Source organism: Mesorhizobium sp. LSJC285A00 (genome assembly GCF_000503155.1).
Taxonomy (GTDB): domain Bacteria; phylum Pseudomonadota; class Alphaproteobacteria; order Rhizobiales; family Rhizobiaceae; genus Mesorhizobium.
In genome coordinates this window covers 39,509-59,927 of record NZ_AYVK01000023.1, presented here as the reverse complement: position 1 = coordinate 59,927, position 20,419 = coordinate 39,509, and the positions used below count along the sequence as shown (strand labels likewise).

General features: G+C 60.3%; 14 protein-coding genes. 8 read left to right on the top strand and 6 right to left on the bottom strand.

What is annotated here, in order from left to right; genetic code table 11:
* Positions 1–21: 21 nt before the first annotated feature.
* The 4 genes from X726_RS150485 to X726_RS150500 are packed head-to-tail and all read right to left on the bottom strand — an operon-like array spanning position 22 to position 6,706.
* Complete coding sequence (locus X726_RS150485; protein WP_023670895.1) at positions 22–2,223, bottom strand: exopolysaccharide transport family protein; 2,202 nt, start codon at positions 2,221–2,223, stop codon at positions 22–24.
* 1 nt (position 2,224) lies between these two features.
* The gene (asnB, locus tag X726_RS150490; protein ID WP_023733256.1) at positions 2,225–4,222 is read right to left on the bottom strand and encodes an asparagine synthase (glutamine-hydrolyzing); all 1,998 of its coding nucleotides are present in this window, start codon (positions 4,220–4,222) and stop codon (positions 2,225–2,227) included.
* Position 4,223: 1 nt separating this feature from the next.
* Complete coding sequence (locus tag X726_RS150495) at positions 4,224–5,483, bottom strand: polymerase (protein WP_023670893.1); 1,260 nt, start codon at positions 5,481–5,483, stop codon at positions 4,224–4,226.
* Positions 5,480–6,706, bottom strand: coding sequence for a glycosyltransferase family 4 protein (locus X726_RS150500; RefSeq protein WP_023670892.1), 1,227 nt, complete (start codon positions 6,704–6,706; stop codon positions 5,480–5,482). Before X726_RS150500 ends, X726_RS150495 begins: the two co-directional genes overlap by 4 nt.
* Before the next feature lie 1,001 nt (positions 6,707–7,707).
* Between X726_RS150500 and X726_RS150510 the strand changes: the two genes are divergently transcribed.
* Positions 7,708–9,186: a calcium-binding protein gene (locus X726_RS150510; RefSeq protein ID WP_023670890.1), complete on the top strand. Its 1,479-nt coding sequence runs from the start codon at positions 7,708–7,710 to the stop codon at positions 9,184–9,186.
* Positions 9,187–9,274: 88 nt separating this feature from the next.
* Positions 9,275–9,487 carry a DUF768 domain-containing protein gene (locus X726_RS150515; protein WP_023670889.1) on the top strand — a complete coding sequence of 71 codons (213 nt, stop codon included), beginning with the start codon at positions 9,275–9,277 and terminating at the stop codon, positions 9,485–9,487.
* Between the two features lie 79 nt (positions 9,488–9,566).
* On the opposite strand, the gene X726_RS150520 is transcribed toward X726_RS150515, so the two are convergent.
* Entirely contained in the window at positions 9,567–10,292 is a 726-nt protein-coding gene (locus X726_RS150520) for an AAA family ATPase (protein ID WP_023670888.1), read from the bottom strand.
* 477 nt (positions 10,293–10,769) lie between these two features.
* Between X726_RS150520 and X726_RS150525 the strand changes: the two genes are divergently transcribed.
* The 5 genes from X726_RS150525 to X726_RS150545 are packed head-to-tail and all read left to right on the top strand — an operon-like array spanning position 10,770 to position 18,264.
* On the top strand, positions 10,770–13,385 hold the full coding sequence (locus tag X726_RS150525; protein WP_023670887.1) for an AMP-binding protein: 2,616 nt from the start codon (positions 10,770–10,772) through the stop codon (positions 13,383–13,385).
* Positions 13,382–14,362 (top strand): NAD(+) synthase, encoded by a 981-nt coding sequence (gene nadE, locus X726_RS150530; protein WP_280790677.1) that lies wholly within the window; start codon positions 13,382–13,384, stop codon positions 14,360–14,362. The genes X726_RS150525 and nadE overlap by 4 nt, the downstream gene beginning before the upstream one ends.
* A gap of 6 nt (positions 14,363–14,368) precedes the next feature.
* Positions 14,369–16,396, top strand: a complete 2,028-nt coding sequence (asnB, locus tag X726_RS150535) for an asparagine synthase (glutamine-hydrolyzing) (RefSeq protein WP_023670885.1) — start codon at positions 14,369–14,371, stop codon at positions 16,394–16,396.
* Positions 16,386–17,942, top strand: coding sequence for an AMP-binding protein (locus X726_RS150540; protein ID WP_023670884.1), 1,557 nt, complete (start codon positions 16,386–16,388; stop codon positions 17,940–17,942). Before asnB (X726_RS150535) ends, X726_RS150540 begins: the two co-directional genes overlap by 11 nt.
* A 55-nt stretch (positions 17,943–17,997) precedes the next feature.
* Positions 17,998–18,264 (top strand): acyl carrier protein, encoded by a 267-nt coding sequence (locus X726_RS150545; protein ID WP_023670883.1) that lies wholly within the window; start codon positions 17,998–18,000, stop codon positions 18,262–18,264.
* A gap of 54 nt (positions 18,265–18,318) precedes the next feature.
* Here the strand turns inward: X726_RS150545 and X726_RS150550 are convergent, their stop codons facing one another.
* Positions 18,319–19,011: a class I SAM-dependent methyltransferase gene (locus X726_RS150550; protein ID WP_023689767.1), complete on the bottom strand. Its 693-nt coding sequence runs from the start codon at positions 19,009–19,011 to the stop codon at positions 18,319–18,321.
* Positions 19,012–19,497: 486 nt separating this feature from the next.
* On the opposite strand from X726_RS150550, the gene X726_RS150555 reads away from it, so the two are divergent.
* Entirely contained in the window at positions 19,498–19,869 is a 372-nt protein-coding gene (locus tag X726_RS150555; RefSeq protein WP_023670881.1) for a response regulator, read from the top strand.
* Positions 19,870–20,419: the final 550 nt, after the last annotated feature.

The window sequence follows — 20,419 nt, the reverse complement described above, 5'->3', positions numbered from 1 at the left end:
TTGAAGATCGCACACGCATCTTCAAACCCTCTCCAACAGAAGATCGGCGTTGTCTCCGAGCCTGGAGCCGGCTAGCCTCTTCAGGTTCACCCGGGTGAGCACACTCCCTACTGGAACGGTGGCGGATCCGCCGGCCCCTATTGCATCCAGAGCACCACGGGCAATGCTGCGCCTCGTCCTTGCCCAGCGAACGGCAAAAAGCACCGAATCGGCCCAGCGCTTAAGCAGCCTGGTTTCAGGCCCCCCGAGGCCCAGGGGACCGTTCATGATGACCACGTCGTAGGCCGAACGCAGCTCCTCGGTGAACTGGCATTTGTCGACGGTGGACAGAAGCGTCAGGAGATCATCGGAAGGTGCTGGAGCGGCCATGAGGTCGATACCGATTTCCGGCATCCTCGTAATTGCATCCTTCAGCACGCAACGTTCATTCACATAGTCGCCGAAGGAGTTCCGGGCCTTGTCGGTGCTGAATTCACCACGAAACCCGTTCGTGAGCCGTACATCCTTGCGATCGAGATCGAGGAAAAGCACTCTTCCTCCCAGCCGCGTTGCCGCCAGCGCCAGGCTCCATGCCAACTCGGTCTTGGCATCGTCCTGGATGCTGGACGTCACGAGAATGATATGCGGCGGCTGCCCCTTCCCCTGAGTTGGCGCCGCAGTGACGAGCAGCGAAGTCACGGCGCGGCTGAACGGCAAGTTCTGCTGGCTCAGAACCAGATGCCGCAGCTTTCTGGCATTAAGTCCCGCAACCCTGGGAAGCAGTCCTACGCACGGGACCCCAAGCTCGGCCTCGGCTTCGGCTTCACTGCGCAAGGTTTGGTTGAAACCGTTGCGGACCAGGACAATGACCGCCCCCATGAGACCAAAGACGACCATGCCGGGAGGAATCAGGAAAATTGGCGACAATGTCGTGGGGGCCGACGGCGGCCAGGCGGTCGAAAGGACCGCTACGCCTGGCGAAGGAGCGGCGATGCGACGTGTCAAGTCCTGCTGCCGGCTCAGGAGTTCGTTGTAATGCTGCGTCACGATGGCTACCCTAGGTTCAAGGGAACGCAGCCCCGAAAGTTGGCTCGCCGTGTCGGCCACGGCCGCGTCGAGCATCGCCTTGCGACTTTCAAGAGCCGTAGCCTGAGACCGGTAGACATTTGCCTCGGCAGCGATTCGGGCAACGCTTTGCTCCATTTCGCGGGCGATCGCGTTGCGCAGATCGCCGTCGGCGGCGGCACCCGACTGGCGTGCCACCAGGTCCGTCAACACGGGCGACCCGATTTCTTCAGCGATGGCCGTGACCGGGGCGCCCGCCTTGCGCAGGTCCTCAATACGGCGAAGGCGCGCTTCCGACGCGGAAAGACTGGCTTTCGATAGGAATATCTGCCGGCCGAGTTCCGCTGTCTCACTGGCTGCGTTGTTGGCCGCAGTCTGATCGACGGCGCCATGCGTGAGCCGGTATGTCTCCAGCCGATCTGTCGCTTCGACAAGATCCCTTTGTACTTGCGGAAGGCTGGCGACTATCGAATCCAGATGAACCTGATCCGATGCCCGGCTTTTTTGTACCAGATCTTGAATGTAGACCTGGGCAAACGTGTTCGCGACAAGTGCCGCACGCGCCGGACTTGGATCGGTGAAGCCGATGGTGATGACGCGCGATCGCAGCTCTTGTCCGACCCTCATTCCGTTGCGTAGCGCCTTCAGCTCGGGCGCGTCCGCTGCGTCCGGATTTTCCGCCACCTTGTTATCCTGTCTCCAGGCCCTGTTCAGGAGGTCGATGAGGAACGAGCCAGCCGCGGGCGGGACGGCATTGACGACGCTCTTTCCGTTACCGTCGACTGGTTGGGCTTTGCGCAGTGCTGCCAGGACCCGACGCAGGTGGCCTTGCGAGGAGAGCATCGTCAGATGATCATCGATGTTCGATTCCAGCGAGTCCTGGGCGGATGCCACGCCGCCCGAAGCACTGCTGCTCGGGGCATCGATAATGACCTGGGTAGTTGCCTCGAACAGCACCGGGCGGGTGAAGCCTGCCAGTCCGGCCAGGATGCCGCCCAGAAGGGCCATGGCAAGCAAGAACCATTTTCGCGTCGTCAGGATGATGACGAGCTGGTGGAAGGGTGACGATTGCGTTGGCTCGCGTGGCGGCCGCATCAAGCGCAGATTGGTTTCAAGTGTCCCAGCTTCCATCTGCTTGGCGCGCGGACGCCGGGCGCGGTTGGCTATGGAACCTTCCATCTCAATCCCCTGTCAGTTCGATATGGTAAGAAGGGTGCGTGGCGACCGTCGATGGCCGCATGGCTTCGTTGCGCCACGCCTGAAACATGAGCACCGGCCACAGGTCGCGGAAATTATCTTGGCTTCCATGCAGATGATTGCGCCAGCATGCGTCGACCTTCTCACGGTCGATGACCCCGTCCCCGGAGCGGCCGATCGTGGCAATTATATCGGTTGCCCAGCCGCGCAAGGGCCCTTTCAACCAAGTCCCGACCGGAACGTCGAAACCTTGCTTGGGCCGGTCGACCAGTCGGCGTGGTACATAACGATCAAGCAGTCGGCGAAGCAACCATTTGCCCTTCCCGTTTCGGACTTTGGCACGGGCTGGCAAGCGCCAGGCGAATTCAACGACGCGATGGTCCAGGATCGGGCATCGCCCCTCGAGGCTGCTGGCCATGGTGGCTCGATCGAGCTTCACCAAAATGTCGCCCGGTAGGTAGCCTGTCATGTCGGCGAATAGGAGACGCGAGAGCAGGCCGTCGAGCTTTGTCGTGTCGGTAGGTGCTGTCGACGGCTTGCGATGAACAAGGTCGTTGGCTGAAGATTTGGTCAGTTGCAGAAGGAGTTCGTCCTCATCTCGCGCCGCGAGCAGGCGGGCAAGGCGAGCCAGGCGGTCACCGCGCAAGCCATGCCGCATATTCGATGAAAGCGGCAGATTGCCGAAGATATCTTTCTGAGAGGCTTGGGCCAGCAACCCAGCCCCCGATGCCAACAGCCGGCGAAATGACAATGGCAGCTCATGCTGCTTTGTGAGGCGGGTTGCCAGGAAGTGTCGAGAATAGCCTGCGAAGCACTCGTCGCCACCATCGCCTGAAAGCGCCACGGTTACATGTTGCCGCGCGAGCCGCGACACCAGCAGCGTCGGTATCTGCGATTCATCGGCAAACGGCTCGTCCCAAATCCGGGGCAGCTCCGGAATGACCTCAAGCGCGGCGGCCGGCGAGAGATGAAGTTCCGTATGATCGGTGCCCAGATGCCGAGCCACCGCGGCCGCATGGGGAGCTTCATCAAACCCACCTTCGCCGAACGCTATGGTGAACGTACGAACGGGGTTTCGGGACTGTGCCTGCATCAGCGCGACGACAGTCGAGCTGTCGATTCCGCCCGACAGAAAGGCGCCCAGCGGCACATCTGCAATCATTCGTTGCTTGACGGCCAGGCGGAGCAGGCTGTCGAGCTCGGTCGCGAGGTCCTCGTCGCTGGCGGCTATCGGATCGCGCTGTCCCTTGCTGGCGACATCGGCCAGCGACCACCAAGGGTGAATGCGATGCGCAAGCGAACCGGTGCCGCGGGCGTCGGCGAATTGCGCCGCAGTGACCGACAGGATTGAACCAGGCGGCAGCTTGAACACGCCCTGCCAAATGCAACGGTCATCCGGCACCCAGCCGTTGGAAACCATCGTCGTCGCCGCATCGACATCGAGTTCCGGAGTGAAGCCTGGGAAGCAAGTGATCGCCTTCAGCTCCGAGGCGAAGACAAGCGCGTCACGTGTCAAGGCGACATAGAGTGGCTTCTTGCCCATTCGGTCGCGGGCAAGCTGAAGCGTTCGGTTCTCCAGGTCCCACAGCCCGAAAGCAAACATGCCAGCGAAGCGCGCGAGGGCTGCATCAAGGCCCCAGCTTTCGATCGCGCACAGCATGACCTCCGTGTCGCTGGCGCCGCGGAAATGATGGCCCGCCCCTTCCAGTTCACGGCGCAGATCGCGAAAGTTGTATATCTCGCCATTGAAGGTGATGACATACCGACCGCTCGCGGAGAGCATTGGCTGGCGACCCGCTCCGGACAGATCGACGATGGCCAGTCGCCGGTGGCCGAAGGCTACCCCCCCTTCACGGCTCACCCAGAAGGCCTCACCGTCAGGTCCGCGATGACGAAGCGCCGTCGCCATCGGTCCGATGGCCCTAAGCGCACTTGCGTTGGGTGCATCGGGCGCCAACAAAATTCCGGCGATCCCACACATTCTAGCATCTCCTCTCGCGAACAATCGCGGGGATCGCTTCCGGCGTCCCAGCGACAAGGCAGAGGGTCAGACAGAACCACACGATCGGATGGCGGATGACCAAATGCGGAGCACTGAAGACGGCGATCGATGCCACGAGCGCCACCAGAGCATCCAGCTTCGCCCGCCAGGCGGACAACGCAGCCGAGCCGAAGATCCACATCAGGGCTAGAACCGAAATCAGGCCGCCCTGAGTGTAGAGATCCAGGATGGTGCTGTGCGCCTCGAAGGGCCGCGGCAAAAACTGTTGATTGACCACGGGGGGACTATCTAGGTGCGGGCCCGGACCCAGTCCAAGCGATCCCGATCGTGCCCCCTTCTCCAAGGCTGCATTCCAGAGGTAGAGGCGAAGCGCCGCGGTTTGGGCAGTCGCTTCCCCGCCCTTGTCTTTGGTCAGGCTCTTGGCGAAGTCTTCGGCGCTGGAGGCCTCGCTGAGGGCATAGGGCGCTATAGACAGGGCCAGCGGCAGGAAGCCAACGGCCATCAGGACGGCAAGCTGCCTTGAAAGGCTCGCCTTATTGCCGTCGCTCGCCAGCCAGGCCCGGACCCGCAGCCCGAGAAGGATCAGACAAGCCAGGACCGTGGTATAAAGGTAGGTATCGCTTTTTGTCAGCCTTCCGACGTAAACGGTGAATATGAGGCTGCATAGGGCAAGGCATCTTCCCCATTTATTGCTGGTGGTTGTGGCAAGATGCAAGGCCAGTGGACCGAGCAGGGCGCAGTAGAGCGCAAGCTGGTTCGGATTGTCGGACCACCCGCAGAAGCGGTCCCAGTACCAGGGTTCGACCCCAGCCTGATGGAGCCAGCCGAAACCAAGCCCTACCTGAACGATGAAGCCCGCATTCGCGACAGCAACCATCCACCAGGCGATACGACGCAAACGGAAGGACGCGTTGGGCTCCGCAGCGGCCAGACAGGTGACGCACGCCAACAGCACATAGGCCAGCGTGTCGTGCAACAACGGATCCAGGAACAACGTGGTTGTCAGAAAACCGATGATGTAACCCACGCCCATGGCAAGCGCCAGGATCAGCCAGAAAAGCCCAAGCTTAGCCAGTGCCGGCGTAACCTCCAGTTGGCCGCCAGCAAGGATTCGCGTCATCGACAGCATTATCCAGAGCGTGAGGCACAGTTCGCTGTAGCCGAAGGGCAGCCCTGGGATGCTGAGTTGCGCCGCGTAGGACATCGCGACGCCGAAGGCCAGAAGCGCATCACGCATCATTGCCGCGCCTCGCCCAGTCGATGGGGGCTCGGCACCGCCTCTTCCCTCGGATTCGCCTGCGCAGCTTGAACAAGCCTGCTGCGATATCTGCCACCCAGGATTGTCTTGTACAGGTCGCAATACTGGTCGATGACCCACGACAACGAGAACCGCTCCCGCACGAATCCGACGGAACGGCTCCCCATGGTCTTGCCACGGGCGGGGTCGGAAAGAATATCGACTATCCGCGAGGCCAAGCCATCCGCATCGCGCGGCGCCACGAGATAGCCGTTCCAGCCATCCTCAACCACATCGTTGCAGCCCGGCATGTTGGAGGCGACGATCGGTAATCCGGACAATCCCGCCTCCAGCAGGACACGCGGAATTCCCTCGCGATATTGCGTCGGAAACGCAAACAGATCCGCCATCCCCAGGAGGGCTGGAATGTCGCGCCTTGGCCCCAATGCGACAACGTGGGGAACATGGCGCTCGATATCGGCTCTGCTGACGGCAAACGGACCTTCGGAGTCTTGCGGGCCGACAAGTACGAAACGCGCGTTGGGCCTCTCGCGGATAACGCGAGGAACCGCCTCGATGAGGGTTGGAATCCCCTTCTGCCGCGTGAGCCGACCGACAAATATTATGACCTGGGCCGATTGTAGGCCAAGTTCCTCGCGCATCGTGGCAGCCGAAGGACCACGATACCTTGCCATCGAGAATGCATCGGGGTCGATGCCAGAACTCCGGATCAGTCGCCCTTTGCCGCGAGCCACCAGCCGGTAGCGCTCGAAGAAGGCCTGATCATCACTATTCTGGAAGACGGTCATGGCTGTCCAACGAGACGCCACCCCCTGAAGGCCGCAAAAGAAAGGACGCAATGCCAGGGCCCGCGGCTCCCGCGACGAGAATGTCCAACCAAGCCCGTTGATGGTGCGAACGACGGGAACGTGCCCGCGCACCGCCAGTGGAGTTAGGATATTGGGCTTGGTGTCGAAACTTTGAATGATGTCCGGACGCAGTTCGGACATCAGTTCACGGATCGCGCTGACAGCACCCCATTCTGCACCGCCGCTGCCAAAGCGGTCGAACCCAAATCGGCGATGGGCAATGCCATGGGGTGAGAAGGCGGCTCCGAGATCACTCGAAACGGCAGTGACTTGAAAACCCCTTTCGCGAAGCGCCAAAAGAAACGGGATTCTTAGTCTATGATCCTCGCCGCCAACGCAAACCAGATGCGGACTCATCCTGTCGCTCCTGGATGCGATCCCAATCTCGTTAAACAGCTGACCCTATCCGCGGTTTCCATGGCCGGTTTCATCGCCCCTGAACACACAACAGCCAGTCCCACGCTAGGAGCAGGCTTTCGTGCTGTCCTCGTCTGTTTGCATGAAGCAAGCTGATCAACGATGCGGCAATGCAGCCACAATCGCTGTCGCCTCGGTCAGTGCGTTGGATCATCCGGTCTGACGGTGCAATGACGGCACCTTCGCGTACGACACGGCGGGCCGGATATAAAAAAGGGCTGTGTTCGAAAGGTCCGCGCGCCGCGTTCAAAGCAACTTCCGCCCGCCTTCTCACGCCGGATCAACATCGCGCCCAGATGGTGTGATGACTCGCACCGCCAGTTCTCCCGAGCGCTTCGTCTGGAACAGGCTTTCACCCGGTGTCTGGATATGGTCGGACCACCAGCCGCCTCTTCCCGCGGATGGGCGACCGCGTTGCCATGCTCGCCGTCATTCGGACCGGCACGCCCGCCTTTCCGTTGAACCCGGTGGGATCCAGTTCAGTGCCTCTCCGCAATTGCCAGCGGCGCGCGCCTCGCATGACCTTGTGGAGTACTGCCTTGCTCATTTTGGCGCCGAGGCTTTTCACGAGGAGCATTGAGCGGCTGCAATGGGAGGGCTTCGCCAGGACGCGATTCCTTTGCGGTCTGAGCTCGAAGAAGTCCTGCGGGAGCGCGCATTTGGGCGGTGGCTCAACCGAAGCGCGCATTGGCCGATTACCGCCACTGCAAACGCACAAGGCGCTCCGGCAGACGTCGCTGCAATGCTTTCGTTGCAGGCTTGAGCACCCCATACTTGGATCATCTACATACCTCTGAGGCAAGCGTAGCATCGAGGCTGTTGTGTTTTTCGGACGCTGATCAAAGATTCTATCAAGGGGCGCCGGTATTTGATTTGTCGCTAATGGATCCTTTCCCTAGGCAGGTGTGGGGCGCCTACCGAATCGGACGAAGGGTATGTCAATGACAACACTCCATTACGCCTCGGGCGGGTCGGCCTCCGAGGTCGCGAAAGCCGGATTCAATCTTGTTGATGTATCTTCCTTGGACCAGCTCAACGCCTTGCCGGCCGGCCAGAAAGGCCTGGTGTGGCTCAATGAAGCCGATGGTGCAACCTCCTCCTTTATCCAGAAGGTCACGCCCTTCATCGGCAATCCGAAAGTGTTTGGCTTCTTCCTAGTCGATGAGCCGGACCCGACCGGCAAATGGGGAACTTATGCCACCGCCGCTGATCTGAAGGCGGAGTCAGACTGGATCCACAGCCACCTGCCCGGCGCCAAGACCTTCATAACCATGATGAACATGGGGTCTTCCGCTAACCCCGACTTTTCAAACACATTCAATCCTGCCAACACGCATATCGACTATTACGGCTTGGATCCCTACCCGGTACGGACCGGAACAAGCACGATTGATTACAACATGATCGACAGGACTGTGGCGGCGGCCGTCGCCTCGGGCATCCCGCTCAGTCAGGTCGTTCCCGTGTATCAGACCTTCGGCGGCGGCGACTGGACGACCGACACGGGCGGTCGCTATGTCCTGCCCAGCGTTGCTCAGGAAAAGACCATGTTGGACCACTGGGCCAAGGTAGCGCCTTCGCCGGCCTTCGACTATGCCTATGCTTGGGGTTCTCAACAGGGCGACACGGCGCTTGAGAGCTCGCCGACGCTGCAGGCTCTGTTCCTTCAACACAACCAGAGCACCGCAAGCGGTCCTTCGGCCAGCGAACCGACGCCGCCGCCTACCAGCACAGTGCCTCCGCCCACAAGTGTCCCTCCGACCAGCACCGGCGATCACATTTTCTACGGCACGGGTAGCGCGGATGTGCTTCGCGGCACCGCTGGCGCGGACACGATGATGGGCCGCGGCTACAACGACACCTACTATGTCAACAACGCCGGCGACAAGGTGGTGGAACTGCGGCACAGCGGCAACGATAGCGTGCTGGCATCGGTCAGCTACGCGCTGTCGGCCGGCTCGCAGGTCGAGCATCTTGCGACCACCAGCAAATTGGGAACTGCCGCCATCAAGCTCACGGGAAACGAATTCGCCCAAACCATTGATGGCAATTCCGGGAGCAACACTATCAACGGCGGTGGCGGGAGAGACGTTCTGACGGGACATGGCGGCAACGACGTCTTTGTCTTCGATTCGGCTCTCAAGGTCGGCAATATCGACAAGGTCACCGATTTCAAAGTGGGCCACGACAAGATCCAACTCGACCACACCGTGTTTGCCGGCCTGCATACAGGCGCCCTTCCCCCTTCGGCGTTTTACGCCGGCAGGGCCGCGCACGACAGCGGCGATCACATCGTCTATAACAGCACGACCGGCGCGCTTTCCTTTGACAGCGACGGCTCGGGCGGCGCACATCAGATCCAATTTGCCACTCTATCGCCACACTTGGCTCTGACGGCGTCCTCGTTCATCGTGACGTGACCGCGGGAACGTCAGCCTGAGCAAGATGGTCTGACGTTCTTGAATATGGCTGACGGAACCAAGAAGCCCCGCCGAGCTTGTACTTGGTATGAGCGCGCGCGGCATCGAATTCCTGCAGAAATGGGTAGAGGATAAGATCCCACTCTACACCAAGGCCGATCCGGCTCTTGCGGCGAAACTTGCGGACCAAGCAACGGCGGATGCCATCAGAGCGGGAATCCGCCCCGAGGAAATCTCTGAGGAAGTCGGAAGCATGTTGACGACCATGCTCGAAGTGCTCGATCAGCACGATTCGACATGATTGCGCGCTTGGCGGCAGATGCTGCCCGGCTTGGCGCCAAATGCATAAATGTGTCATGGATCATAGGTCATGGGCCAGCCTAGGCAGCATGACCAACATGCTCTCCCAGAACGCGCGCGACGACCCCGTCCACGTCGTGAGGTTCAGCACCATTGACTTGTATCAACGGCCATCGGTCCTGGCGCAGGCACTCGCCGACCTCTCTTGAGATTTCGGCCTGCCTTAATCCTTTGTCCACGCCAAGTTCGAACAGCATAACCTCGAGGAGCGGTTGCTGCGCATGCCTATCCACAAGACGGCGGCGTAACGTTTCCTGGGGCGCGTCGAGTTGCACAACGAGATCCGGCCGCGGCAGGAACGCCAGGCACTCGCGGACCGCGTCGAGGCTTGGAGTTCTAGCCAGCACACCCAGCGCACACAAAGCCTGAATCATGCCCTCTTCGAAGATGAAGCAACCGGGCGACTCCCGCGCTTGGCGCCAGGACTGGCACAGTTGGGCGATGTCGACCTTCATTCGCCATGACCACACGCGGCTTCGAAGAGGGATCGATGCCAGAAGCCGGGCCGCGACACTGTCCTTTGGCAAGGTCGACAGCAAGATAGGACCGGATGTGGCAATCTTTTTGCCAATTCTTCCTATGCCATGGCGGATTTCCGGAGCGTCATCCTGAGCCGATCCAGGTTCAATCAGGCGATACCCATTTACTGTCTTCACATTGATGCCGTGTCTCGCCAGCCCTTGGCAGAGGCCGCGAAGCAGCGTGGTTTTACCCGCGCCAGGCGGCCCAAACAACTCGATGATCATATGCTCAAGCGTCTCCGAAACGAGCAGTCATTCCCCTACGGATCAAGCTTAGCCGGATTTCCGATCACACCAACGTTCATTTGAATGATTGTTCCAGTCAGTGAATCTGGGCACCGAGCCCGGATTCTAGCGGAGATGCCGATCGCTCCGTTTGCCTGGGCAAGCCGTCTTGCGCTCGACGGAGCTTGCAAGGAAAAACGACCGGTGCTGGACACAGATGGCAAAACTTCTGAAGGACGCTCGGGAAGCGCTGGCTAGGCAAGATCGAGGCATCATCCGAATGATTGATGAAAAGATCTCCGCGGCGAGCGATGTTCGACCGTCAGCTTGGCGGGGCCCTGAATGTCCTCAGTGTGTTTGCATTCGGAAGTGGCAAATCAAAACCTACAGGTGGATCTGCGACCCACCCGAAAGTGGTCAGTCGTTCCCGAATATGATCTTGACCAAGGGGGGCCAGTCTGGCGCCGTTACCGACAGATGGGTGCCAAATTTGCGGACACTCCAATCTTCGACCACCTTGGAGATGTCGCCAGGCGGTATCCTGACAAGCTCGCAATCAGCGACGGCGCGAACCGCCTGACTTTTTCTGAGCTTTTCCGGGCGGTCGAGACGCTGGCAACTCATATCGCTGCCGTCGTCCCCGAAGGGCAGGCCATCGGCATCCTGCAAGCAAACTCCGCTTGGTATCCTGTGGCGATGTTGGCGACCATGGCGGCGGGACGGCCTTCGGTCCCGCTCAACACAAGAGATCCCGCCTCTCGCATTTTCGATATAGTCAGTGCCGCGGGGCTCGGCGCGATTATAGGCGCCGAAAATGTTCGCCCGGTCGAATTGGCCCAAGAGATCGTCTGGATCGAAATTGCGGCCGCCGTGGCGTCCAACGATCAACACCCAGAACAGCAGCATAAGCCCCCTATGGTTTCGGTCGATGCGCCCGCATTGGTGCTTTACACTTCGGGCAGCACCGGGCGCCCCAAGGGAATCGTCAACAGCCAACGCAGCCTGCTATGGCGGGTCCGGCAATATGTCGATGCGTGCCATATCAGCGCGGATGACGTTTTCCTGCCGCTGACCGGGCCAGCCACGATCGCCGGTTGCCGGGAGATCTTTGCGGCGCTGCTGACGGGCGCCACGTTGCATCTTCTCGAGGTGGAGGCTGTCGGCCTGCGCGCTACGCGCGCTCGATTGCAGTCCGAAGGTGTGACGATCGCCTATCTTGTGCCGGCACTGCTTCGAGCCCTCCTGGCTGAGGCGCCCGCCGACGCTTCCTGGCCGCTCAGAGTGGCCCGGATCGGTGGGGAGAAAGTGTCATGGATGGACATCGCTTTGCTGCGCAAAGCCGTTTCGGACCAGTGTCTGATCCAGATCGGCTACTCATCGACTGAAACCATCGGTTCGCAATGGTTCTTGCCGCCTGACTGGCCCGAGCAAGACGCGTCGGTTCCCGTCGGCAGGCTGCTCCCTGGTATGACATTCGCTATCGTCGACGAAGCGGAGCGCAATGTAGGGCCAGGCGAAAGTGGAGAGCTTCTGATCAAAAGCCGCTATGTCCTGCTTGGTCATTGGGAGAACGGTGTGGTCGTTCCCGCGCAGCCGGACCCCGACGATCCCGAGGCTCGGCTTTTTTCGACCGGGGACCTCGTTCGGCTCGACGATGATGGCATCTTGAGGATCGTCGGCCGCAAAGGGCGCCAGATCAAGATCAATGGTCGACGCATCGAGCCCGCCGAACTCGAACGGGTCTTGCGTTGCGCGCCTTCGGTGGCGGATGCCGTGGTGATGGTAACGGCCGCGCAGGAACTCATCGCCTTCGCGGTTCCCCAGCGCTTCGCAGGCGGCGCTTTTGCAGACGACCTTCGCCAGCTCCTCAGAATGACCTTGCCGGCACCATTGCGTCCCTTGCGATTGCACCCCGTTGACGCAATCCCACGCCTGTCGGGAGGTAAGGTCGATTTGGCAACACTGGCCGAGATAGATCGTTCGCACGGAAGGAGGGCGCGAGTCGCCCGGTCGTCCACTCTCGATGCTCCGCCCGCCGGAGGAGCAAAGGACACACGTCAAATAGTGCAGCACGCGTGGACGCAGGTTCTCAACACAGGCACTGCCACGGGAAACTGGGATGATGCTGGAGGAGATTCGCTGCAGCTGCTGCACTGCGTGATGGCGATCGAAAACGCCATCGGGCAAGAGCTGGGCCTCGAAGCATTCACCGTCGGCATGAGCTTGGACGAGATGGTTGAGGCGGTCGTCTCTGCACGGTCGGGCGAAGGGCGCGAAAAGAAGCACCACCCCCCGGTTCTTTTCCTGTTTCCAGGGTCCGTTGGCTATGGTCCGAGCCTGGCTGCGTTCGCAGCCGCCATAGGGAAAGTCGCCCGTGTAAACCCGATCCGATATCCGAGCCTTGCGGCGATACTGGACGGACACAACACCCTCAGCGCCATGGCTGGCGCCGCACTCGAGCAGATAAGCCGCATCCAACCTGCGGGCCCCGTGCGACTTCTCGGCCATTCTCTGGGTGGCGCGGTTGCATTCGAGGTTGCCGCACGGCTCATGAAGGCCGGGCGAACGGTGCGGTTCCTGGGCATCCTCGACACGAGCCTTCTGGACGAGCCGAGCAACCGTTGGGAGACACTTACCCGTACGTTCTATCGTATTCGCACCAACCGCATATCCGCGCATCGGATGGCTTGCAGAGCCCTTGCGAAGATCACCGTCGCCGTGGGCGGCGAAGCGCGTCTGGCCAGGATTCTGGACAGATTTGCCAATGGAGAGTTCAACCCGACGATCTTCAGGACCAAACTGGAACTGCAGGAGGTTTTAAGGGCGAAGTCATTCTTCCAATGGCTTGAGGCACCGAAACCGGCTCTGCCCCTCTCCGGTACCTTGTTCCGATGTCGCAGGGAGGGAATGCCGCGGGCCTTGGGCTGGGACAGCGTCTTGGCACACCTGGACGTCATTTCGATCACGGGCAGCCACATCGACCTTGTCGTCGAACCAAACCTTGCCACCAACCGTCCGCTTATCGAGACGGCCATCGTGCAGACCTATTCCCCCGCCGAATCTCGCAAAAGGGAGGACTTGTCATCGACATAATTCCGGAATTCAGCAAGGACATGCTGACGCTCGATGCCCGCGCGGAGGTCGATCGCATCGTTGACACCTTGCGCACTCAGGTTCTCGGCACCCTGCATCGTCGCGGCGTGGTTGTCGGTCTTTCCGGCGGTATCGACAGCTCCGTCGTCGCGACCTTGTGCATGCGCGCGTTCGGGAAAGACAAGGTCCTGGGACTGTTCATGCCGGAGCGGGATTCTTCCGGCGACTCCCTGAGACTTGGCCGCCGCGTCGCGGCACAGCTTGGCATTGAAAGCGTCCTTGAGGACATAGCACCGGCACTGGAGGCCATTGGGGCCTACCGCCGGCAGATCGATGCGATCCAGACCGTCGTTCCCGACTATGGGGAAGGGTGGAAATGCAAGCTGGTGATCGCGTCGGTTCTGGAGAGCAGCGGGCTCAATATAACCCGCCTCACGGTCCAGGATCCGCAGGGTAAAGTAGATACCGTGCGTCTGCCGCCAGCTGCCTATCTGCAGATCGTTGCTGCGACAAACTACAAGCAGCGCCTGCGCAAGATGACGGAATACTATCACGCCGACCGCCTCAAATACGCGGTTGTCGGCACTCCAAATCGCCTCGAGTACGACCAGGGCTTTTTCGTCAAGCAGGGCGACGGAGCCGCCGACGTGATGCCGATCGTTCACCTTTACAAAACCCAGGTTTATCAACTCGCGGAATATCTCGAGGTGGATGATGAAATCCGGCAGCGGCCACCGACCACCGACACCTTTTCCATGACCCAAAGCCAGGAAGAATTCTATTTCGCGCTGCCCTATCACCTGATGGATCTATGCCTCTACGGCCTGAACCACGGGGTCGCCAGCAATGAGCTCGCGGCGGTTGCTGGCCTCACCGAGCCCCAGCTTCAGAAAGTGTTCAAGGACATCGAAGCGAAACGAAGGGCGGCCCACTATCTTCACGCGCGGCCTTTGCTGTCCGCGGAAGGCGGAGATTGACCGAGCATGTGCGGCATCGCTGGAATCGTGGCGCTGAATGCCACAGCGGCTTCTCCTTCGCGGCAGGCGCTGATGCAGATGATGGGCGCGCTGGCGCATCGCGGTCCCGACGGGCGCGGTCTCTACCGGGACAGACGCGCGGGGCTGGCGCATGTGCGCCTGTCCATCGTCGATCTTTCCAGTGGCCAGCAGCCGATGGCGGATACAGGCGATACGACGTGGATCGTGTTCAACGGCGAGATATTCAACTACGTCGAATTGCGTGAAAAACTCACGGCACTCGGCCACCGCTTCCGAACCCGCAGCGACACGGAGGTCGCGCTGCACGCCTATCGTGAGTGGGGAGAAACGGCCTTCGAGCGGATGAACGGCCAATGGGCAATTGCGATCTGGGATTCAGTGGCCAATCGTCTCATATTGTCGCGCGACCGCTTCGGCATTTGCCCGCTGTATTTCAGCGAGCATGCGCACCGGCTTTATTTCGCCAGCGAAGTGAAAGCCATTTTCGCGGCCGATCGAACCATACCTCGCGCCCTTGATCCAGCCGGCATCGATCAGACGTTCACGCTCTGGACGGTCGTTCCGCCGCAAGGAGTTTTCCACGGAATCAACGAACTCGAGCCGGGTCATGTCCGCATCTATCAGGATGGCACCGTTCGTGAGCGGATTTTTTGGCAGCCTTCCTATCCCGACAATTTCGGATCGCGGCAGGGCGAGTTCACCGGGTCCAGCGATGACGCGGTGGACCGCGTGTCTAGCGCTCTTGAGGCCGCGACGGCGCTCAGAATGGTGCGCGCCGACGTGCCTGTCGGGTGCTACCTCTCCGGAGGGCTGGACAGTTCGCTTGTGGCCGCGCTCGCGAGGCGCTTCGCGGGCGAGCGCTTCCAAACCTTCTCCTTGCGTTTTGCCGACGCCGAATATGACGAGACCCGCTTCCAGCGAATGGTTGCCGAGGCGACCGGCAGTGAGCACCATGAAGTGGTCGTTTCGCGCAGAGATATAGCCGGAACCTTTCCGGAGGTAATCCGACACACCGAACGCCCGATACTGAGGACTGCCCCGGCGCCACTCTTCCTGCTCTCGCGCCTGGTGCGTGAGCGTGGAATCAAGGTCGTGCTGACCGGCGAAGGCGCTGACGAAATGTTCGCCGGCTACGACCTGTTCCGCGAAGGCAAGGTCCGCCGCTTCTGGGGGCGCCACCCGACTTCGACACGACGCTCTCGGCTCCTGGAACGCCTTTACCCCTATCTCACCCGCTCGCCGGTGCAACAGCAGGCGATGGCGCGTCAGTTCTTCGGGCGAAATATTCAGGCTTACGACGCGCCGGGCTTTGCTCATGAAACCCGCTGGCAAACCACCAGGGCCATCAAGCGCTTGTTTACGGCCGATATGCGGGCTCGAACGCAGGGCCGCGACGCCGTGTCCGAGTTGCTCGCCCGTCTGCCCGCGCAGTTTGCCCGTTGGAGTCCCCTTGCGCAGGACCAGTATCTCGAGGTGCAAACACTGATGTCGGGCTATCTGCTCTCCTCGCAAGGCGACAGGATGCTGATGGCTCACTCCGTCGAGGGGCGCTTCCCGTTCCTGGACGATGAACTTGTGAGGCTCGCGAATTCGCTGCCACCCTCCTTCAAACTCCGCGGCCTCGACGAAAAGCACGTGCTGAAGCGCATGGCGGCACCCATCCTGCCCTCCGAGATCGTAGCCCGCAAGAAGCAGCCCTTCCGCGCGCCCAACGCGCTTTGCTTCGTCGGCGCAGACGCTCCGGATTACGCTCGCGAGGCCGTTTCGCAGACGGCCCTGCGCGAGGCGAATGTCTTCGATCCAAAGGGGGTCACGCACCTGCTTGCCAAATGCCAGGCCAGAACTGGCGATGGCGACCTGTCCAATGCCGACAACATGGCGCTGGTCGGCGTGTTGTCGACCCAACTTCTTCATCAGCAGTTCGTCGCGGGTTGTCCCAGTGCAACGCTCGAATGCACGCTCAGCGTCGACGTCGACTGCGAACATCGGGAAGAGCGCCTGTATGTTGCATGATGCCGTACCATTGCTGCATGACTACCTCGCCCATTCCGCCGTCCGACACGGAAGTAAGGTGGCGCTGGTGTGCAACAAGCAGCGTGTCACCTACCTCGAACTCGAAACGCGAGCCAACGCGATCGCCCGGGACCTGGCCGCATGCGGAGTCGTTCGCGGTGATCGCGTGATGATCTTCGCCGACAACACCGTCGAGACGGTGGTTAGCTTCTGGGCGGTGCTAAAGGCGAATGCGGTGGTGTGCATCGTCAACCCGCTCACCAAGAGCGACAAGCTCGATTATCTGCTCAACGACTGCCGGCCGACGGCGCTCATCACGGACGGCCATCTGCAAGCGATCTTCCGCGAGCCGGCGCGCGGCTGCCCGTCACTTCTGCGGGTGATCGTATCGGGACCGATCGACGACGTCGAACTCGCCCAGCTGCCGTTTGCCGTGCGCTGGGACGCCGCCCTCGCCAATGGCGCGGATACGCCGCCGGCACGGCAGTGCATCGATGTTGATCTGGCAGCCATCATCTACACGTCCGGGTCGACGGGCGAACCCAAGGGCGTGATGCTGACGCACAGAAACATGATGGCCGCGTGCGCGTCTGTCGCTTCCTACCTCGCGATTGCCGAGGACGAGGTGATCCTCAATGTCCTACCCCTCGCCTTCGATTATGGACTGTACCAGATGATCATGGCTTTTCGTACCGGCGCCCGGCTGGTGCTCGAACGCTCGTTCGCTTTCCCGGCACAGATCCTCGGGTTGATCAGGCAGGAGGGAGTTACGGGCTTTCCCGGCGTGCCCACAATCTTTGCCGCACTCTCCGAACTCAGGTCCCTCAAAGACCAGGATTTCTCGAGCATCCGCTACGTCACAAACACTGCGGCAGCCCTACCCCTCAAGCATATTTTCATGCTTCGCGAGCTGTTTTCGGGTGCACGCATCTATTCGATGTACGGTCTCACCGAATGCAAACGTTGCACCTATTTGCCGCCAGAGGACCTCGAGCGAAAGCCATTGAGCGTAGGGATCGCAATCCCGAATACGGAGATGTGGATCGTTGACGAGCATGACAGGCGGATAGGCCCAGGCGTTGTCGGCCAACTCGTCATTCGCGGCGCAACGGTGATGAACGGGTATTGGGGCAAGCCCGAGGCAACGGCCAGGAAACTCAAACCCGGCCCGCTGCCCGGCGAGCAGGTCCTATACACCGGCGACTACTGCCGGATGGATACGGAGGGTTACCTCTACTTCGTTGGCCGTGGGGATGAGATCATAAAGTCGCGAGGCGAGAAGGTGGCGCCAAGGGAAGTGGAAAATGTACTGATGGACATTCCAGGAGTCCGAGAAGCGGCTGTCATAGGTGTTCCCGACGAGCTCCTCGGGCAAGCGGTGAAAGCTTTTGTGGTGATGGAGCATGGAAGAGCCATTGGCGAAAGGGAACTGCAGAAGGAGTGCCAGAAGCGTCTGGAAAACTTCATGGTCCCGAAATCCATCGTCGTTGTGGCGAACCTGCCGATGACGGACACGGGAAAACTCAAGAAAACGGCGCTGTCATGATACGGGGCCAGAACCAAGTCGCTGATTTAATGGTGACGCCACGGAGGACGAATTCATGTTGACCATCAAGGAACGCACCGGAATCTACAGCGAGCAGATTCGTAGTTTCTTGGTTTCGAATTTCTACGTCAGCGACGTCAAGGCATTGCTGGATGACGCATCCTTGCTCGATCAAGGCATTGTCGACTCGACGGGTGTGCTTGAGATTATCGGCTTCATCGAGGAGACCTTTGGCATTACCGTCGAGGATAGCGAACTTCTGCCTGAAAACCTCGATTCCATCCAGGGGATCGAGCAATACATCATCCGCAAAATGAACTGATGGGTAAGCGTAACGCCCAGAGCAGCCCCGTATTTGGTCTGATTGTCGCAGGATTCATGCCTGCGTCTTGACTTGCCCCAGAACCACCCGGCCCTCGCCCGCTTCGTTCGAGACCGAACGGATGTTCTCGAATGCCTTGCTGCGTTCCAGCAGACCCGCTACCTGTCGGTCTTGGCCAAGCCCGACCTCGAAGAGCAGGATGCCGCCACGCCGCAGGTATCGCGGTGCGTCTTTCAGTACGCGCATATGAATGCTCAGGCCGTAAGGGCCGGCTGCAAACGCCTCGCGCGGCTCAAGCTCGATCAGATGGGCGCGGTCGCCCTCGAGCCGCTTTTCAGAAATGTAAGGCGGATTGCAGACGATTACGTCGATAGTTCCGTCTAACCCAAGGCCGATGAGAGAGTCGAACAAGTCGCCCTGAAGCACCGAAAGACGCTCAGCCATGCCGTGATGTGAGGTGTTGCGGCGTGCCGTTTCGACGCATTCATCGGTGAGATCGCTTGCCCAGACAAGGGCGCTGGGCACATGGTAGGCGATCGCGCACGCCAGATTCCCAGTGCCGCAGCACATATCAACTATGCGCGGAGCCGGCAGGTTCATCTGATGCAACACACCAAGCGCGGTCTTGCCGAGCAACTCGGTCTCAGGTCTGGGGACGAGCGCACCGGGCGAAACCAGCAGTTCAAGTCCCATGAACATGGCGCGGCCGGCGCCATAGGCATCAGCTACACTGAACTCTTTGCTCATGGCCGACCCCATCGCTTGATCTCCCCAGTATAGATCTGCGGCGCTCATGCGCCAGCCAAACCTGCTCCGAAATCATGAATTCTCAAGCCTTTCCTTCGAAAAACTGCAGGCACAAACTCGGTGCATCGCACTTCTGACGCTCATTGACCGATTGCAATCTCAGGTCGCCAAAGATGGAGAGAGAGGTGCTGCTCATGCTTTGAAGAGCCAATGGCGCGGTACGGCGGCTTTTAGATTTTGTGGATCGTGGAGAGGGGTAAACGCCTATCCAACTCTGATGGAGCGGAGGCGCGGACCGCAGCTCCATTGACGCGCTAATCTTCGGCTCCGGTAATTCAGCAAGTGGTCGGTGGAAGCGCCTCCGCTCCAGCATCAGCCTCACCTTGCTGCATGGAGAGGTTACCTATAGGTTTGCGGACATGTCGAAACAACTGTCCGAAGGTCTCGGATCGACATCTCATTTCCGGTCAATCGCAGAGAGGGGCCGTGAGCGAAAGCGTGAGTGTTCTGATTGTTGAGGATCAATGGCTAGTCGCGCAGGACACTGCCGCGCGGCTGCGTCGCGCCGGTTATCAGGTGGTCGGACCTGTGCCGTCGGTATCCGCCGCTCTGCGTCTTGTCGAATCGGACAAGATTGACGTGGCGTTGCTAGACATCCAGCTGAACGGTGAAACGGGTCTGCCGGTGGCGAGGATATTGCAGGCGCGAGGCATCCCCTTTGCCTTCTTGTCGGGATTTGGCCCCGCCGACGTTCCCGCGGCTTTCCGCGACTGCAGATTCCTGCCGAAGCCGGCAACCGATGCTGTCATCCTTGCTGCTGTCAGCGAGTTGGCGTCCCTGCGCACAGCTTCGCGCTGACATTCGCTCCGCCGCATTATTACCGGAGTTGCGCCCTGGCGACCTGGTAGGCCGGACGAGGTCAGTCTCACAAAGGGCAACATTGGCGCTTTGGCCATGAGGACGGCGGACTACGACCGGCGAGGACGGAAATTCAGCGTTCAAAAAGCATCCGCCGGGGTTCCACTTCTCGGCCTGTTGGCGGCGATTTGGACTTAGGTCCGATCCCGGTCGCCAGAGGTCGGATTGCGGAACATCTGCCAAGGACCCACGTTCGGGGTTTGAGCACGGAGGTGCCGGCCGATCTCGAAGCGCAAGTTTCACGGGCAACTGTTGGGGAGTGTCGTAGTGCCGATTTCAAACGATATGGGGGACGAGTACCTGGAACTGGAATGTCCAAACTGTTCTCATGTCATCATAAAAAAGGGATCGTGGTTGAAGGTGATATCCAACTTCAACTGCACCCAATGCCATGCAAAAATCAGAATTGGTTATATGACCAAGCTCGCGCTTTTCGAGAAAAAAAGGCAAAGCATGAACCCGGCTGCGCAGTGAGAGTCCTAGCGGCCCG

Coding starts and splice junctions, on each gene's coding strand:
- X726_RS150525 (WP_023670887.1), top strand. CDS start 10,770: ATGGGTGCCAAATTTGCGGACACTCCAATCTTCGACCACCTTGGAGAT.
- asnB (WP_023670885.1), top strand. CDS start 14,369: ATGTGCGGCATCGCTGGAATCGTGGCGCTGAATGCCACAGCGGCTTCT.
- X726_RS150540 (WP_023670884.1), top strand. CDS start 16,386: ATGTTGCATGATGCCGTACCATTGCTGCATGACTACCTCGCCCATTCC.
- X726_RS150545 (WP_023670883.1), top strand. CDS start 17,998: ATGTTGACCATCAAGGAACGCACCGGAATCTACAGCGAGCAGATTCGT.
- X726_RS150485 (WP_023670895.1), bottom strand. CDS start 2,223: ATGGAAGGTTCCATAGCCAACCGCGCCCGGCGTCCGCGCGCCAAGCAG.
- X726_RS150550 (WP_023689767.1), bottom strand. CDS start 19,011: ATGAGCAAAGAGTTCAGTGTAGCTGATGCCTATGGCGCCGGCCGCGCC.
- X726_RS150495 (WP_023670893.1), bottom strand. CDS start 5,483: ATGATGCGTGATGCGCTTCTGGCCTTCGGCGTCGCGATGTCCTACGCG.
- X726_RS150500 (WP_023670892.1), bottom strand. CDS start 6,706: ATGAGTCCGCATCTGGTTTGCGTTGGCGGCGAGGATCATAGACTAAGA.
- asnB (WP_023733256.1), bottom strand. CDS start 4,222: ATGTGTGGGATCGCCGGAATTTTGTTGGCGCCCGATGCACCCAACGCA.
- X726_RS150515 (WP_023670889.1), top strand. CDS start 9,275: ATGAGCGCGCGCGGCATCGAATTCCTGCAGAAATGGGTAGAGGATAAG.
- X726_RS150510 (WP_023670890.1), top strand. CDS start 7,708: ATGACAACACTCCATTACGCCTCGGGCGGGTCGGCCTCCGAGGTCGCG.
- X726_RS150520 (WP_023670888.1), bottom strand. CDS start 10,292: ATGATCATCGAGTTGTTTGGGCCGCCTGGCGCGGGTAAAACCACGCTG.